Here is a 13,149-nt window from a genome sequence, read left to right as displayed (position 1 = left end):
ACGTGGCCCGATCCCGTTCCCGCACTGACCGTACCCCATTCCAGACCGAGATCCTCGACCTCAGCCATGATGGTCGCGGTGTCGCCCGCCGTGAAGGCGAGGGCGGCAAGGTCACCTTCGTCAGTGGCGCGCTGCCCGGCGAGGTGGTGATGGCTGAGCAGACTGCCCGCAGCCGCCATTTCGACGAGGCGCGCACCCTGGAGGTGCTGCAGGCCTCGCCGCAGCGGGTGACCCCCAAGTGCCCCCATTTCGGCACCTGCGCCGGCTGCGTGCTGCAGCACCTGGACGAAGACCAGCAGATCGTGGCCAAGCAGCGCGTGCTGATGGACAACCTGGAGCGGATCGGCCATGTGAAGCCGGGCACCGTGCTGGCGCCGCTGGTCGGTGAGAGCTGGGGCTATCGCCGCAAGGGCCGCTTCTCGGTGCGCCGGGTCGAAAAGAAGGACAAGACCCTGGTCGGCTTCCGTGAACAGGATCCGCGCTTCGTCGCCGACCTCAGCCAGTGCCTGACCGTGATCCCCGAGATCGGCACCAAGGTCGAGGCGCTGTCCACCTTCATCGAGTCACTCGATGGCAAGCGTGACATCCCGCAGATCGAATTCATCGCCGGTGACCAGGCCGTGGTCCTGACCGTTCGCCATCTGCAGCCGCTCAGCGATGCCGACCGCGCGGCCTGGGCGGCTTTCGGCCAGCAGCATGGCTTCGTGATCTACCTGCAGTCCGGGGGCGTGGATACCGTGCAGCCGCTGGACGGGCAGGGTGTGCCGCTGTCGTTCCGTCTGGCGCCGTGGGATGTCGAGCTGGCGTTCCGCCCGCTGGACTTCATCCAGGTCAATGCCAAGCTCAACGAGAAGATGATCGCCCACGCCCTGGACCTGCTGGAACCGGGTGAGGACGAGCGTGTACTGGACCTGTTCTGCGGCCTGGGCAACTTCACCCTGCCGCTGGCGCGCCGCGTGCGCGAGGTGGTTGGCGTGGAAGGCGATGCCGGCCTGGTGGCGCGTGCGCGTGAGAACGCCGAGCGCAACGGCCTGGCCAACGCGCAGTTCTTCAGCGCCGACCTGACCCAGGACCAGCGCAGCACCCCGTGGATGCGCCAGGGCTTTGACAAGCTGCTGCTGGACCCGCCGCGCTCGGGTGCGATCGAAGTGCTGCAGCAGCTGCCGCTGAAGCAGTTCAAGCGCATTGTCTACGTCAGCTGCCACCCGGGCTCGCTGGCGCGCGATGCCGGCTATCTGGTCAACGAACAGGGCTTCACCCTGGTCAGCGCCGGTGCCATGGACATGTTCCCGCATACCGCGCACGTGGAAAGCATCGCGGTGTTCGAGAAGCGCTGACAGGTTGTCATCACCCATCGCGCATAATGGCGCGATGGGCATTGAAATCGAACGCAAATTCCTCGTCAGCAGTGATGGCTGGCGCACCGCCGCGCATCGGGTGATCCCGATGGCGCAGGGCTACATCAACGACATGGGCGCGCTCGACCGCGGCACCCAGAACGCCTCGGTGCGCGTGCGCATCGAAGGCGACCACGCCGCGCTGAACCTGAAGTCGCGCACCATCGGCCATACCCGCCAGGAGTTCGACTACCCGATCCCGGTGGAGGATGCGCGCGCCCTGTTGGCGCTGTGCGTCGGTGGCCTGATCGTCAAGCGCCGCCACCTGGTCGAACACGCCGGCCTGACCTGGGAGGTGGACGAGTTCTTCGGCGACAACGCCGGCCTGGTCGTGGCCGAAGTCGAGCTGGACAGCGCCGACCAGGCGATCGACCTGCCGGACTGGGTGGGTGCCGAAGTCACCGACGACGCGCGCTACTACAACGTCGCACTGGCCAGTCACCCCTATTCACAGTGGTGAAGCCCCCCAAAAAGGGGACGGAGGGGATTAAGTCGTCTTTACCCCAGCTATGCTGGAAACGACTTAATCCCCTCCGTCCCCTTTTTTCGAGGGAGGCGGGCCCCATGTGGTGGGGATGAGAATCGACATCTACTCCGACGTGGTCTGCCCCTGGTGCTGGATCGGCAAGCATCGCTTCCAGCAGGGTGTGCAGTTGCTCGGCGCCAATGCGCCTGAACTCGATATCCACTGGCAGCCGTTCCAGCTGGACCCGGACGCGGACGCCACCCCGGTGCCGCTGCGCGAGGCCTATGTGTGCAAGTTCGGTGGCGTCGAGCGCACCGAGCAGATCCTCGGCCAGACCCAGACCACCGCGCGGGCCGAGGGCCTGCCGATGGATTTCAGCCAGGGCCAGGTGCGGGTGACCACGCTGCCGGCCCATCGGGTGTTGTGGCTGGCCGGCCAGCACGGCGTGCAGGATGCGGTCGGCGAAGCACTTTTCCGTGCCCACTTCGAGCATGGCCAGAATCTGGCCGATACTGCAGTGCTGGTGAAGGCCGGCGTGGCTGGCGGCCTGGACGGTGCTGAAATCGCGCAGATGCTGGGCTCCGACCGCGGCCTGGCCGAGGTCGAAGCCAGGCTGGCGCAGGCCCATGCACTGGGCATTTCCTCGGTGCCGACTTTCGTCATCGATGGGAAGTGGGCCATTTCCGGGGCCCAGCCGCCAGAGGCCTTCGCCAACGCCCTTCGCCAGATCGCAGCCGAACAGGGCGCCCCGGCAGCTTCGGCTGACGGCGACGAGGCCTGCGGCCCGGACGGCTGCAAGGTCTGAGCAGATCGGGGTCAGAGCCCCTGCGGGGATCCGACCCCGGGGTCAGATCCCCGCAGGGGCTCTGACCCCACACTCCCCTTCGTCTGACCCCTGCGCCTGTCGGCCGGTTCTGCGACAATGCGGCACTGCGCCATGCGGGCGCGCGTTGTGGAGATCGACCATGCTGCTGATCGGCGTTGCCGGCACCGAACTGACCGCCCAGGAACGTGACTGGCTGCAGCACGACGCCGTGGCCGGGGTGGTGCTGTTCAAGCGCAACTTCGCCTCGCGCCAGCAGGTGACCGATCTGAGTGCGGCGATCCGTGCCGCCGCCCCGCGCCCGCAGCTGATCTGCGTGGACCAGGAAGGCGGCCGTGTGCAGCGTTTCCGCGAGGGCTACAGCGCGCTGCCGCCGCTGCAGGACATCGGCGCGCTGTACGCCGCCGACCCGCAGCAGGCGCTGGCTCTGGCCGAGCAGCATGCCTGGCTGATGGCCAGCGAAGTACGTGCCAGCGGCCTCGACCTGAGTTTCGCGCCGGTGGTCGACCTTGGCCGCGGCAACCGCGCCATCGGCAACCGTGCCTTCAGTGAAGACCCGCAGGTGGTGGCCGCGTTCACCGCCGCCTATGTGCGCGGCATGCATGCGGTCGGCATGGCCGCCACGCTCAAGCATTTCCCCGGCCACGGCACCGTGCTGGAAGACACCCACGTCGATACCGCGATCGACCCGCGCGCGCTGGACGAACTGCGCGCCCAGGACCTGGTGCCGTTCCAGGCCGGCATCGCCGCCGGTGCCGATGCGGTGATGATGGCGCACGTGATCTATCCGCAGGTGGCGCCGGAGCCGGCCGGCTATTCCCCGCGCTGGATCCAGGACATCCTGCGTGGCGAGCTCGGCTTCCGTGGCGTGGTGTTCTCCGATGACATCGGCATGGCCGCCTCGCACAGCGCCGGTGGCGTGCCGGCACGCGTGCACGCGCACCTGGATGCGGGCTGCGACGTGGTGCTGGTCTGTCACCCGGAACTGGTCGATGAAGCCCTGCACGCGGTGCAGGGACGCTCCCTCAATACTGCTGCGCTGCTGGGCCTGCTTGGCCGCGGCGCGCTCGGCTGGGACGGCCTGCTGGCCGACGCCCGCCATGGCGACACCCAATCCCGTCTGCTTGAAACCCTTGGAAGAACCGTCTGATGCCCAACCTCACCATTTCCCAGGCCCTGGCCCAGGCTGACCTGCTGGTCGACCGCCCCACCATCGACAAGGCCATCGCTGGTATCGCCGACGCCATCGCGCGCGATTACAAGGGCGAGGTGCCGCTGTTCCTGTCCATCATGCATGGTGCGCTGCCGTTCGCCGGCCAGCTGGCGCTGGAACTGGGCGCGCGCGGCCAGGACGTGCAGTTCGATTACCTGCACGCGACCCGCTACCGCGGTGAAACCACCGGCGGTGACCTGGTCTGGAAGCACAAGCCGGCCACCTCGCTGTTCGGCCGCCGCGTGCTGCTGATCGACGACATCCTCGACGAGGGCTACACCCTGCAGGGCGTCCGCACCTGGTGCCTGGAGCAGGGCGCGACCGACGTGCGCATCGCCGCGATGACCGTGAAGAAGCACGACCGCGCACTGCCGGACGTGACCGCCGACTACGCCGGCATCGAGCTGCCGGACCGCTACGTGTTCGGCTTCGGCATGGACGTCAACGAGACCCTGCGCTGCGTGCCGGCGATCTACGCAATGAAGGAGTAACGGCGCAGCTGCCTGCGGCGCGTCTTCTTCCGCCGCCGGCATCCTCGGGTGCCGGCGTTCGTCTTTCCATGGAGTGCTTTGAATGCAACAGATCGCCCTGGCCGTGATTGGCGGTACCGGTGTCTACAACCTGGCCAAGCTCGACGACGTGCAGACCCACGAGGTCGACACCCGCTTTGGCCGCCCGTCCGGCCCGGTGCGCGTGGGCACGCTGCTCGGCCATCGCGTGGCGTTCCTGGCGCGGCATGGCGAGGGGCACTCACTGCCGCCGCACAAGATCAACTACCGCGCCAACCTGGCCGCACTGCAGCAGCTGGGCGCGCAGCGCGTGCTGGCATTGAACACGGTGGGTGGCATCACCGAAGACTTCGGCCCGCGCGTGCTGGCCTGCCCGGACCAGATCATCGACTACACCTGGGGCCGCATCAGCACGATCTGTGAAGAAGAAGGCACCGACGTGGTCCACGTCGATTTCGGCCACCCCTATACGCCGATGCTGCGCAGCAAGATCCTGGCGGCAGCGAAAGTGACCGGCGTCACGGTCCATGACGGTGGCTGCTATGGCGCGACGCAGGGCCCGCGCCTGGAGACCATCGCCGAGATCGCCCGCATGCGCCGTGACGGCTGCGACCTGGTAGGCATGACCGGCATGCCGGAGGCCGCGCTGGCACGCGAGCTGGGGCTGGATTACGCCTGCCTGGCAATCATCGCCAACTGGGCCGCCGGCTGCGGTGATGGCGAGGAGATTACGATGGCCGAAGTACTGGCGAACGTGCAGGCGGCCAGCAACGGACTTCCGGAACTGGTGGGCGAATTGGCGCGGGGGTGATTGTCTTCCCCGAGCAAGCTTTGCATACTCAGCTTGTGCGCGGGTTCAGCGTACACCACCCATTCATTGCATAAGGTCTCGCATCACCATGCCGAACGGTACCGTCAAGTGGTTCAACGACGCCAAGGGATTTGGCTTCATCTCGCCGGAGGATGGCAGCGCCGACGTGTTCGCGCACTTCTCCGCCATCAACTCCAAGGGCTTCCGCAGCCTGCAGGAAGGCCAGCGTGTCACCTATGACGTGACCCAGGGCCCGAAGGGTGCCCAGGCTTCGAACATCACGCCGGCCGAGTGATCCACTCGACAGTGCGTTGAAAACCCCGCTCCGGCGGGGTTTTTTTTGCGTCGCGACGGGGATTGCGGCGCTGTGGGCAGGGTTCCAGGTGGCCATCCGGATTTGCGCTCGGGCACAATGCGCCGATGAAGGAACGACTGCGCATCGCCGTGATCGGCTACGGCACCGCTGGACAGGCATTGTCCATCCTGCTCTCTCGTGATGGCCACGAGGTGGAGATCTTCGAACGCGTGCCCTCGCCGGGGCCGGTTGGCGCCGGCTTCCTGCTGCAGCCCAGCGGCCTGCAGGTGCTGTGGCAGATGGGCCTGCTTGATGCCGTGCGCGCGCATGCGGCGCCGGTGCACCGTCTGTATGGCGATACGCCGTGCGAGCGCACGGTGATGGACATGCGCTATGACGGCCTGGATGCGCGCCTGCACGGCCTCGGCATGCAGCGTGGGGCGCTGTTCTCGCTGCTGGACGGGGCGCGTGCGGGTGCGGGCCAGCTGCATGCCGGCGTCACCATCGCCGCAGTGGATGCCGCACAGGGCCGCCTGCATGACAGTGAGGGCCGCATGCATGGGCCGTTCGACCTGGTGGTGGCCGCCGATGGTGCGGCTTCGACGCTGCGCGGCTCGATCGAAGGCGGCACCGGGCTGGACCGCGTGTATCCCTGGGGCGCACTGTGGTGCCTGCTGCCGGCCGAGGACTGGCCGCACCTGCAGGAGCTGCGGCAGCGCTACGTGGCCGCGCGCAAGATGATCGGGCTGCTGCCGGTCGGTACGCGGCCCGGTGATGACACGCCGCGCCTGAGCTTCTTCTGGAGCCTGCCACGCGCCGACTTCGAACGATGGCAGGCCGATGGCATGACGCCCTGGCTGGACGAGCTGCACGCGCTGTGGCCGCAGGCCAGCGCGCGCTTTGCGCATCTGCATGATGCCGGCCAGCTGGCGCGCGCGGTCTACCGTGACGCCGTGATGACGCGCTGGCATTGCGGCCGCATGGTGCTGGCCGGCGATGCCGCACATGCGATGAGCCCGCAGCTGGGGCAGGGCGTGAACATGGCGCTGCTCGATGCGCTGGCATTGCGCGATGCCGTGCGCGCACATGGCGGGGGAGGCGCTGCATTGCAGGCCTACCAGGCGCAGCGCAGGGCGCACGTTGCGGTCTACCAGCGCTGGAGCCGTTGGCTGACGCCGCTGTTCCAGTCTGATCGCGATGCCTGGGCAAAGGCGCGCGACGTGCTGCTCGGGCCGATGGGGCGCCTGCCGGGTGGGCGTGGCCACATGCTGCGCGTGCTCAGCGGTACGCAGCATGGCTGGTTCGGTTCGCTTGCGCTGGATCCGGCATTTGTCGACGCGTTGGCTGCAGGGGCGCAGATGCCTGGCATCGGCGCGATCACTGCGAATGCGTGAAGCGCGCTGTCACGCGAATTAACGGTTGCCTCACCGTGTATATGCGAGAAGTAGGTTGCACGCGATTGCGCGTCACCCGTTTTCCTTTCCGTGATTGACATCGCGCGTGGCCCGGGCGGCGTTGCCGTTGCGGCCTGTCGCGGCCCGGACGTGCCGCCTGTTGTTGAAGAGGAGGACGCCATGTGGTTCGCGGTAGAGGAGCTGGAATCGGAAATCTGCAAGCTGCGCGGACTGTTGCAGATGCTGCACGAGGACCAGCCCGACGTACTGGAGGACGTGTTCGAATTCCATGTGGGCAGCTTGATCAGTCATGCATCGCCGGAGCACCACGGACGCATCCGCGCCTGCGCACACGAGATGCTGGCGGCAATCCAGGCCTTGCCGCGGCGACGTGAAGTTGACACGCCTGAGTTCCAGTTGATGCCGCAGCTGGACATTCGTCCGGCCTGATTCAAGCCACTGGCAGTTCCACCAGGCCGTTTTCCACGCAGGCGATCATCTGTCCGCCGCTGGCGGGAGCAGGCACGATTCCGGCGGTGAACGCGGAAAAGGCCGGCAGGACCGTCATCCGCTCGCGCAGCCAGAAGGCCGGGAAGCGCCGGCGCAATGCGGGCAGTGCGACCTGCGGATGCAGGTGGCCTGCGACCACGTGCCACGCCGGGTCTGCGCACGGTTCATGGCGCAGCAGGAAGGGCGCCAGCCGCACCTCCTCGTGGATATGCACCTGCAGCTGGGCATGCGGTAGCTGCCGGTCATGATTTCCGCGCAGGACATGCACGTCCAGTGCGGTGTTGCGTTCGCGCCAGCCGAGCCATTGCTGGTACCAGGCGGCGCGATGCGCCGGCCCATGCAGGATGTCGCCCAGGATCCACAGTTCGCGGCAGGCGTGCCTGTCCAGCAGACCCTGCAGGCGTTGCAGGTCTTCGCCGGTTCCGCCGCTGGGCAGCGCGATGCCGGCGCGGCGGAACACATCGGCCTTGCCCAGGTGCAGGTCCGCGATCAGCAGCGCCTGCCGCGCCGGCCAGTAGAGTGCGCGTGCGCCCGCCAGGGTCACCGGTTCGCCGGCAAGCAGCAGTGGTATTTCATCGGCCATGGCGACGTTCCAGCTGCTGGGCCGCGCGTTGCACGCGGGTACGCCAGTCCTCGTTGCTGAACTGCCCGCGCAGGCGTTCGGCCCACAGTGGAAAGCCCAGGGGCGTCAGCGATGCAGGGCGCTGCATCGACATGCGTCGCGCGCTGATCCGGACCAGCACCTGGCGCAGCCCCGGCAGGTCGAGGCTGTCATGCAGCACTTCGCGTTCGGCCAGCGCCAGCAGCAGGTGCTCGGGGTCATGCTCGCGCAATACGTCGTACAGCAGGCCCGCCGAGGCCTGCAGCTGGCGCAGCGATCGCGGCATGCCCCCCGGCAGGCTGGGTACCAGCAGGCCTGCGACGCGCGCGATGCCACGGAACTGGCGCCGCGCAAGCTCGCCCAGGTTCACCGCCGCACGCAGATCGTCCAGCAGCTGATCGGTGGTGAACAACGCATGCCATTGCGCCGCGTCCAGGTCGATCGCCTGCGCCGGTGCCAGCACCAGGCCGTGATCATTCACGGCATAGCCGATGCTGTTGCGTTGCTGGCGGGTGCAGCGCAGTGCCAACAGGGCGGCCAGCGCCTCGTGCACGTGGCGTCCGGCGAAGGGATAGACGAAGAGGAACTGGCCTTCGCGGCGGCGTACGTCTTCCAGCAGCACGTGGTCCGGGCCGGGAAGCGCCGACACCTGCTGCTGAAGTGCCAGCAGCGGTGCCAGCCAGCGCGCTTCCGCACTGTCGTCGGCGCCTGACAGCACCGACTCCAGTTCGCTGCCGAGTGCCATCGACAGCGGCAGCTGGCCTCCCTGCCAGCGGGGCACGACACCTTCACCGCGCCCTCGTGCCAGCCGCACGAAGGCGGTCATGTCGCGCAGCTGCACCAGCTCCAGCAGGCGCCCGGCGAACTGGAAGCGGTCTCCGCGGCGCAGGCGGCTGGCGAACTGTTCCTCCACGGCGCCGAGGCCGGCCCCGCGCAGGAACTGCACGCGCACGCTGCCATCGCTGCTGATGGTGCCGATCGACAGCCGGTGGCGTAGTGCCTGGCGCCGGTCGTGCATCCGGTAGCGGCCATCGGCGTCCTGCACGACCTTGTGGAAGTCAGGGTACTGGGCCAGGGCCTGGCCCCCCTGCACGATGAAAGTCAGCACGGCCTGCCACTGGTCCTCGGCCAGGGATGCGAACGCATGGGTGCGCCGGACCTGCGCCAGCAGCGCATCACCGTGGAAGCCACCGGCCAGGGCACGGCTGACCGCATGCTGGGCCAGAACGTCCAGCGACAGCATCGGCGGCCTGCGTGCTTCGACCACGCCTTCGGCCAGTGCGCGACGCACGGCTGCGTACTCGGCCAGTTCCAGCGCATGGCTCGGCACGCAGAGGATCGCGCCACTGGCACCGGGACGATGGCGCGCACGTCCGGCGCGCTGGCGCAGGCGGGCGACGCCCTTCGGGCTGCCCAGCTGCAGTACCTGTTCGACCTCGGGAAAGTCCACGCCGAGGTCGAGGCTGGAGGTGGCGACCACGCAGCGCAGCGTTCCTGCACGCAGCCCGTCCTCCACCTGCTGGCGCAGCGCCGGATCCAGCGAACCGTGGTGCAGCGCAAGCGTGTCGTGTTCCTCGGGCCAAACCGACGCCAGCGCCTGATGCCACAGTTCTGCCTGTGCACGGGTGTTGGTGAAGAGCAGGCTGCTGCGTGCCTGCATCAATGCGTCCAGCACCCGCGGCAGTTGGGCCAGGCCCAGGTGCCCGGCCCAGGGAAAGCGTTCACCGGGTTCGGGCAGCAGGCTGCGCACCGTGGTCGCACGCGGGCGCACGCCCTGCACGATCGGCGCGTCGGGCTGTCCGGGCAGCAGCACGTCGCGCGCCTCATCCAGATTGCCCAGCGTGGCCGACAGCCCCCACAGCTGCAATGCAGGCGCGGCATCGCGCAGCACGGCCAGATTCAACTGCAGCAGGACACCGCGCTTGTTGCCCAGCAGTTCGTGCCATTCGTCCACCACCACGCAGCGCAGCTGGCGCATGCGCGGCTGCGTATCCGGATAGCTCAACAGCAGCGCCAGCGATTCCGGCGTCGTGACCAGTACGTCGATGCGGCCCTCGCGTGCCTGTCGTCGTTCGCGGTTGCTGGCGTCACCGCTGCGCAGGCCGACACGCCATCCAAGCCCCAGCCCATCGACCACGGCCTGCAGCGCACGCGCGGTGTCGCTGGCCAACGCGCGCAAGGGCGTCACCCACAGCACCTGCAGCGGGCGTACCGCACTGGCGCGGCGGGGCGAAGGCGGTGGGTCGATCATGGCCTGCAGCAGCGGTCCCCCGAACATCGCCAGTGTCTTGCCGCTGCCTGTGGGCGTGTGCAGCAACCCGGATCCGCCGGCGAGATAGTGCCGCCACATCGCGCGCTGGAACGGCAACGAGCGCCAGCCTTTCGACGCGAACCAGTCTTCCAGCCGGCGTAGTGCCTGGCTGCGGTTCATCGCGCCAGCGCCTGCAGGGTAGCCAGCTGATCGGCCTCGCTGGCTGGCTTGTCGTGGCGCCAGCGCAGGATGCGTGGAAAGCGTACGGCGATACCGGACTTGTGCCGGCTGCTGCGGTTGACCGCCTCGAATCCCAGTTCGAAGACGTGTTCGGGGCGTACGCTGCGCACCGGGCCAAAGCGCTCGCGGGTATTGGCGCGGATCCAGCGATCAAGCGCGAGGATCTCCTTGTCATCCAGGCCCGAATAGGCCTTGGCCACCGGTACCAGCGTGTCGCCGTCCCAGACGCCGAAGGTGTAGTCGGTGTACAACGTGCTGCGCCGCCCATGGCCAGCCTGCGCGTACAGGAGCACTGCATCGATGGTGAGCGGATCGACCTTCCATTTCCACCAGTCACCGCGGCGTCGCCCGGCCTGGTAGGGTGAGGCACGACGTTTCAGCATCAGCCCTTCCACGCCACGTTCGCGTGCCACATCGCGCATCGCCGCCGCCTGCGGCCAGTCTTCGGCGGCAACGTCGGGTGAGAGCTGGATCCGTGCATCACCCAGGGCACCGACGACGTCGGCAAGCCGTGCACGCCGTTCCCGCAACGGCAACTCACGCAGGTCCGCGCCATCGTGTTCCAGCAGGTCATAGGCGAGCACGCGCACCGGCGTGTTGCGCAGGGTAGCCGCACCGGGCTTGCGGCGCTGGATGCGGGTCTGCAGCGCGGTGAATGCACGCGGCAGGTCCGTGGCTTCGTCCCAGGCCAGCAGCTCTCCGTCCAGCACGCAGCCATCGGGAAGCGCCATCGCCGCCTGTTCGATTTCGGGGAAGCGACCATCCAGCCGCTCTTCGCCGCGTGACCACAATGCGACCTCGCCGCGCCGGCGCAGCAGCTGCAGGCGGATGCCATCCCACTTCCATTCCAGCAGCCAATCTTCGATGGGGCCGAGGCGTTCGGCAGGATCGCCTTCCAGTGGCGAGGCGAGGAAGAACGGGTAGGGTTGCTGCCGGTCCAGTGGCAGCTCATCCGGCGACAGCAGCTGGCCCAGCAGTGCGGGCGAGGGCACCCACTCGCCAAGCATGCGCTGGGCGATGCGCGCGATGTCCAGGCCGGACCACTCCGCCAGTGCCTGCTGCACCAGCCGCTGCGAGACGCCAACGCGCAGGGCACCGGTCAGCAGCTTGTTGAACACCAGGCGTTCGCTGCTGCACAGCTGCTGCCAGCCCGCGACGACCGCCGCACGGCGTACCGCTTCGGGCTGGTTGGCCACCGCCAGCAGATGCTGTTCGATCCAATCCGCCAACGCACGGTCGGCGGCGGGCTGGGATGGATCATCCAGCAGCAGGGTCAACGTTTCGGCCAGGTCACCGACCTGCGCATAGCTGTCTTCCACCAGCCATGGCGGCAAGCCGGATTCTTCGGCAATCCAGGCGCGCAGTTCGCCACTGGCGGCGATCTTGCGGCGTGCGCCGCCCACCTTGCCACCGCTGAGCAGGTACAGCGCCCACGCCGCATCGTGCGCGCCTGCCTGGCGGAAGTAATCGATCAATGCCGCACGCTTGTCCAGCGTGGCGGTGCTGCGGTCCAGGCGCTGGTAGAGCGCCGCGAAGGCCTTCATTCCTCGCTCCCGAAATCGGTACGGAAGGCTTCAGCCGCTACGCCGCGCTCTCGCAGGAAGGGAATCAACGCATCGGTATTGCCATGGGTGGCGATCACCCGCTGCGCGCCGGTCTGTTCGATGGTCTGCAGCAGTGCGGGCCAATCGGCGTGATCGGAAATGACGAAGCCACGATCGACGTTGCGGCGACGCCGGTTGCCGCGCAGCTGCATCCAGCCCGATGCGAAGCCCAGCTGGTAGCGGCCGAAGCGGCGCATCCACGGTGTGCCGGCGGCCGAGGGCGGGGCGAGGATCAACTGGCCGGCGGCATCCGGCTGGCGACCCTGCTCGGCCACCGCCAGCGTCTCCAGCATTGGCACGTTGGCCTGCCGATACACCTCCACACCATTGGCGATGGCACCGTGCAGCCAGGCCGGGCGATCGTCCAGCGGCAGCAGTTCGGCCAGTACCCGCTGCGCCTTGCCCAGTGCATAGCACAGCAGGATGGCAGCTTCGCCGCGCTGTTCGCATTCGCGTCGCCACGCCACGATCTCCGCAGCGACGGTGGGCGTGTCCGGCCAACGATAGATCGGCAGGGCAAAGGTGGCCTCGGTGATGAAGGTATCGCAGGGCACCACTTCGAACGGCGCACAGGTTGGATCAGGCTGGCGCTTGTAGTCGCCGGACGCCACCCAGACCTGCTGCCCGTCGTCGATGCGCACCTGCGAAGACCCCAGTACATGGCCGGCGGGATGCAGCGATACCTGCACCCGGCCCAGGCGGAACGGCACGCCCTCGGCATGCGCCTGCACCGGCACATCGCCCAGGCGCCAGCGCAGGATCGGCAGGCTGCCGTCGCTGCAGTGGTATTCGCCCATGCCCGGGCGTGCGTGATCGCCGTGGCCATGGGTGATGACCGCGCGCGGGACCGGTCGCCAGGGATCGATGTGGAAATCACCGGCGGCGCAGTACAGCCCTTCGGGGCGCAGGACCACCAGATCGTCATTGACTGCCATGCGGTCACTGTGGCCGGCCGCTCGTGCACAGGGTGAGAATCGGCCTGAACACGGGCTTGGCAGGCGATGCGGCACAATCGGACCGCAGATCTCTTGCCGC

13 protein-coding genes are annotated in these 13,149 nt (G+C 68.1%); 9 read left to right on the top strand and 4 right to left on the bottom strand.

The window, feature by feature from the left end:
* The first annotated feature begins 2 nt into the window (after positions 1 to 2).
* From rlmD to ACT6SE_RS15370, 9 genes are all read left to right on the top strand, one after another.
* The gene (gene rlmD / locus ACT6SE_RS15410) at positions 3 to 1,337 is read left to right on the top strand and encodes a 23S rRNA (uracil(1939)-C(5))-methyltransferase RlmD (protein WP_032959001.1); all 1,335 of its coding nucleotides are present in this window, start codon (positions 3 to 5) and stop codon (positions 1,335 to 1,337) included.
* A gap of 34 nt (positions 1,338 to 1,371) precedes the next feature.
* Positions 1,372 to 1,857 carry a CYTH domain-containing protein gene (locus tag ACT6SE_RS15405; protein WP_046431945.1) on the top strand — a complete coding sequence of 162 codons (486 nt, stop codon included), beginning with the start codon at positions 1,372 to 1,374 and terminating at the stop codon, positions 1,855 to 1,857.
* 115 nt (positions 1,858 to 1,972) lie between these two features.
* Positions 1,973 to 2,668: a DsbA family oxidoreductase gene (locus ACT6SE_RS15400; protein WP_046431943.1), complete on the top strand. Its 696-nt coding sequence runs from the start codon at positions 1,973 to 1,975 to the stop codon at positions 2,666 to 2,668.
* Positions 2,669 to 2,828: 160 nt separating this feature from the next.
* Positions 2,829 to 3,836 carry a beta-N-acetylhexosaminidase gene (gene nagZ / locus ACT6SE_RS15395; protein WP_014647990.1) on the top strand — a complete coding sequence of 336 codons (1,008 nt, stop codon included), beginning with the start codon at positions 2,829 to 2,831 and terminating at the stop codon, positions 3,834 to 3,836.
* Positions 3,836 to 4,390, top strand: a complete 555-nt coding sequence (locus ACT6SE_RS15390; protein ID WP_014038078.1) for a hypoxanthine-guanine phosphoribosyltransferase — start codon at positions 3,836 to 3,838, stop codon at positions 4,388 to 4,390. The genes nagZ and ACT6SE_RS15390 overlap by 1 nt, the downstream gene beginning before the upstream one ends.
* A gap of 82 nt (positions 4,391 to 4,472) precedes the next feature.
* Complete coding sequence (locus tag ACT6SE_RS15385) at positions 4,473 to 5,219, top strand: S-methyl-5'-thioinosine phosphorylase (RefSeq protein ID WP_006461208.1); 747 nt, start codon at positions 4,473 to 4,475, stop codon at positions 5,217 to 5,219.
* 88 nt (positions 5,220 to 5,307) lie between these two features.
* Complete coding sequence (locus tag ACT6SE_RS15380; protein ID WP_005410590.1) at positions 5,308 to 5,514, top strand: cold-shock protein; 207 nt, start codon at positions 5,308 to 5,310, stop codon at positions 5,512 to 5,514.
* 125 nt (positions 5,515 to 5,639) lie between these two features.
* Positions 5,640 to 6,908 (top strand): FAD-dependent oxidoreductase, encoded by a 1,269-nt coding sequence (locus ACT6SE_RS15375; RefSeq protein ID WP_046431939.1) that lies wholly within the window; start codon positions 5,640 to 5,642, stop codon positions 6,906 to 6,908.
* A gap of 180 nt (positions 6,909 to 7,088) precedes the next feature.
* Complete coding sequence (locus ACT6SE_RS15370) at positions 7,089 to 7,358, top strand: hypothetical protein (protein WP_046431937.1); 270 nt, start codon at positions 7,089 to 7,091, stop codon at positions 7,356 to 7,358.
* A gap of 1 nt (position 7,359) precedes the next feature.
* Here ACT6SE_RS15370 and pdeM read toward each other — a convergent pair whose 3' ends face one another.
* From pdeM to ACT6SE_RS15350, 4 genes are read right to left on the bottom strand one after another with little or no spacing between them, the layout of a single operon-like run.
* A complete protein-coding gene (pdeM, locus tag ACT6SE_RS15365) occupies positions 7,360 to 8,001 on the bottom strand; it encodes a ligase-associated DNA damage response endonuclease PdeM (RefSeq protein WP_088375450.1) in 642 nt (213 codons plus the stop codon).
* On the bottom strand, positions 7,991 to 10,450 hold the full coding sequence (locus ACT6SE_RS15360) for a ligase-associated DNA damage response DEXH box helicase (protein ID WP_046431933.1): 2,460 nt from the start codon (positions 10,448 to 10,450) through the stop codon (positions 7,991 to 7,993). Before ACT6SE_RS15360 ends, pdeM begins: the two co-directional genes overlap by 11 nt.
* Positions 10,447 to 12,054 carry an ATP-dependent DNA ligase gene (locus ACT6SE_RS15355; protein ID WP_046431931.1) on the bottom strand — a complete coding sequence of 536 codons (1,608 nt, stop codon included), beginning with the start codon at positions 12,052 to 12,054 and terminating at the stop codon, positions 10,447 to 10,449. The genes ACT6SE_RS15360 and ACT6SE_RS15355 overlap by 4 nt, the downstream gene beginning before the upstream one ends.
* The gene (locus ACT6SE_RS15350; protein WP_046431930.1) at positions 12,051 to 13,049 is read right to left on the bottom strand and encodes a ligase-associated DNA damage response exonuclease; all 999 of its coding nucleotides are present in this window, start codon (positions 13,047 to 13,049) and stop codon (positions 12,051 to 12,053) included. The genes ACT6SE_RS15355 and ACT6SE_RS15350 overlap by 4 nt, the downstream gene beginning before the upstream one ends.
* Positions 13,050 to 13,149: the final 100 nt, after the last annotated feature.

It is taken from the genome of Stenotrophomonas sp. LC732 (assembly GCF_052446685.1).
GTDB lineage: Bacteria > Pseudomonadota > Gammaproteobacteria > Xanthomonadales > Xanthomonadaceae > Stenotrophomonas > Stenotrophomonas muris.
This window is presented reverse-complemented; position numbering and strand designations above follow the sequence as displayed.

What these genes read in the sequence shown, in the direction of transcription:
- ACT6SE_RS15405 (WP_046431945.1), top strand. Translation starts at nt 1,372, where the DNA reads ATGGGCATTGAAATCGAACGCAAATTCCTCGTCAGCAGTGATGGCTGG.
- ACT6SE_RS15400 (WP_046431943.1), top strand. Translation starts at nt 1,973, where the DNA reads ATGAGAATCGACATCTACTCCGACGTGGTCTGCCCCTGGTGCTGGATC.
- nagZ (WP_014647990.1), top strand. Translation starts at nt 2,829, where the DNA reads ATGCTGCTGATCGGCGTTGCCGGCACCGAACTGACCGCCCAGGAACGT.
- ACT6SE_RS15390 (WP_014038078.1), top strand. Translation starts at nt 3,836, where the DNA reads ATGCCCAACCTCACCATTTCCCAGGCCCTGGCCCAGGCTGACCTGCTG.
- ACT6SE_RS15385 (WP_006461208.1), top strand. Translation starts at nt 4,473, where the DNA reads ATGCAACAGATCGCCCTGGCCGTGATTGGCGGTACCGGTGTCTACAAC.
- ACT6SE_RS15380 (WP_005410590.1), top strand. Translation starts at nt 5,308, where the DNA reads ATGCCGAACGGTACCGTCAAGTGGTTCAACGACGCCAAGGGATTTGGC.
- ACT6SE_RS15375 (WP_046431939.1), top strand. Translation starts at nt 5,640, where the DNA reads ATGAAGGAACGACTGCGCATCGCCGTGATCGGCTACGGCACCGCTGGA.
- ACT6SE_RS15370 (WP_046431937.1), top strand. Translation starts at nt 7,089, where the DNA reads ATGTGGTTCGCGGTAGAGGAGCTGGAATCGGAAATCTGCAAGCTGCGC.
- pdeM (WP_088375450.1), bottom strand. Translation starts at nt 8,001, where the DNA reads ATGGCCGATGAAATACCACTGCTGCTTGCCGGCGAACCGGTGACCCTG.
- ACT6SE_RS15360 (WP_046431933.1), bottom strand. Translation starts at nt 10,450, where the DNA reads ATGAACCGCAGCCAGGCACTACGCCGGCTGGAAGACTGGTTCGCGTCG.
- ACT6SE_RS15355 (WP_046431931.1), bottom strand. Translation starts at nt 12,054, where the DNA reads ATGAAGGCCTTCGCGGCGCTCTACCAGCGCCTGGACCGCAGCACCGCC.
- ACT6SE_RS15350 (WP_046431930.1), bottom strand. Translation starts at nt 13,049, where the DNA reads ATGGCAGTCAATGACGATCTGGTGGTCCTGCGCCCCGAAGGGCTGTAC.